Here is a 1,982-nt window from a genome sequence, read left to right on the forward strand (position 1 = left end):
AGACGTTTTGTCCGCAGATTAGTTGGCATCAGCGAAGCGGAAGATGATATTGTACAGGATGCGTTTCTCGCGCTCTACATGAACCTTGAGCGACTCAAATCAAGTGAGCATCTGCGACCTTTCCTCTTCCGTGTCGTCCGCAACCGCTGCTATGACACGCTTCGACGACAGGGACGCTTTCAGTTCGTTCCCCTAGGCGGAGCTTCCGAAGATTCGACTGTCGATCCCTCGTTCGTAACAGATCGCCGCCAACAACCCGATGAGCAGTTGCACTGGAGACTGCTCCTCTCCGAGGTACAGAAAGCAATCGACCGTCTGCCAGAGATTCAGCGGCAGGCGATAATTCTTTACTGTGAAGAAAATCTGACTTATGCACAAATCGCGGAGGCGATGGGGTCCGACATCGGGACCGTCAAATCCCGAATTTTCTACGGCAGGAAAAACCTGCGAAACCTGCTCAAGCCTGAAATCCTTGAGGCGTTGGGCATTGAAAAGGAGAATTAAAATGGCGCTCTTATCCGACTGATTGCACCAGCGCGTGCTATGAAAGACGATCTGGAGGCAAGCCTCCACATGGAACTGTATACCGGCATTGGTGATATAGTGGTCAAGAGTTACAATAATCTGCATGCCAGCGTTAGCAGGATTATAAGCGATCCATATGTAAAGTCCCTTGCTTTAGAAGTCCCTGAAAAGGCAAGCGACAAAGAAAAGGTATTACTCGCTCGTTTGGCATCGAGTCAACTTGTGGCTTGCCTTGAAAGTCAAACTGGGCTGGTAGGGGTAAGTAGCAGTGGCAACTCATATTATACCGCCCCTGTCTTCAACGGATCCATATCGGATATAAACAATGAAACCCTCGAAAGAATTATTGGGCGTGTGAAAGCCCCAATCACGGAAGAGTAGGGTCTTTCAACCTACTCACAACTAAGGCGGTTGGATTAAATCCAGCCGCCTTTTTTATTTTATATAGTCAGGACTTAATTCTTATATCAGCTTACTGCCCTTTTTTGATTGCGTCCACGCTATTCTATCAACCTAGCCCATAGATGCGAACGTTTTTTTATTTCAGCGAAACCGCACATCGCTGTTTTGCGACTAATGTGATAGACCCTTTGAATGTGAAAGGCAACCGGAATGGACGATGCGGTGCTGATTCATCAAACGCTTTCCGGCGACGATTGGGCATTTGAAATCCTTGTCGGACGCTACCAATCAGCGGTATTCGGTTGGATACGGCAGACCCTACCATACACCGAACAGGATGAAGACCTTGCCCAAGAAGTGTTCATTCAGGCGTATTTTAATCTTGATACACTGCGCGAACCGAGCAAGTTCAAAGGCTGGTTGAGACAGATTGCGCGGAACGTCTGCATCTCTTGGCTTCGCCGTCAAAAGCCTTTCGTGTCGTATGAAAAATTAATTTCGGACAGTCAAACGCGAGAGCAGATTGAGATGCGAAGTTCGCAAACTGTGTTGACGCCCGAAGAACAGTTGCTAGCACATGAAGCCTTCGCTAACCTAGAAAACTATATCTGTTATCTCAGCGAAGCCCATCAGGAGATTATTCGACTTTACTACTTTCAGGGATTGACATACCAAGAGATTTCGGAGATGTTGGAGCTCTCCAAGAGTGCAATTAAAAGCAGGCTCCATCGAGCTAGAGAAAAGTTGAAAGGAGTTTACGAGAATGAACGAAAAATTAACTGAACAGAGCGTTGAATCCCAAGACAGTTCAACCAAGGAATCCATTAACACCTATGAATTCCGTAGCCAAGTCCGCGAAGAAATCGGCTCTCTCCGTGAAAAGGTTGACCAGATTCTAAAGGCACTAAATGCAAAAAATGACTGCGATCCTGAAGTGATTTGGGAGGAGATACACCGTTACCCAACAGATGGGCAGGACTTCGTTAGATGTGCGATGATTGGACTGATACGGGGCGATGAATACAGCCGAGGCGGGCAGGCAATTTTCACAACCC

The 1,982-nt window shown here is 47.3% G+C and carries 4 protein-coding genes; all 4 read left to right on the plus strand.

Annotated elements, in window-relative coordinates; genetic code table 11:
• A partial coding sequence (locus J4G02_17110) for an RNA polymerase sigma factor (protein MCE2396270.1) occupies positions 1-504 on the plus strand: 504 nt, incomplete at its 5' end.
• A gap of 39 nt (positions 505-543) precedes the next feature.
• Positions 544-906 (plus strand): hypothetical protein, encoded by a 363-nt coding sequence (locus J4G02_17115; GenBank protein ID MCE2396271.1) that lies wholly within the window; start codon positions 544-546, stop codon positions 904-906.
• 231 nt (positions 907-1,137) lie between these two features.
• The gene (locus J4G02_17120) at positions 1,138-1,710 is read left to right on the plus strand and encodes a sigma-70 family RNA polymerase sigma factor (GenBank protein MCE2396272.1); all 573 of its coding nucleotides are present in this window, start codon (positions 1,138-1,140) and stop codon (positions 1,708-1,710) included.
• Positions 1,691-1,982: hypothetical protein (locus J4G02_17125; protein ID MCE2396273.1), on the plus strand; the 292-nt coding region annotated here is incomplete at its 3' end. The genes J4G02_17120 and J4G02_17125, both read left to right, overlap by 20 nt.

The organism is Candidatus Poribacteria bacterium (assembly GCA_021295755.1).
Taxonomy (GTDB): Bacteria; Poribacteria; WGA-4E; order WGA-4E; family PCPOR2b; genus PCPOR2b.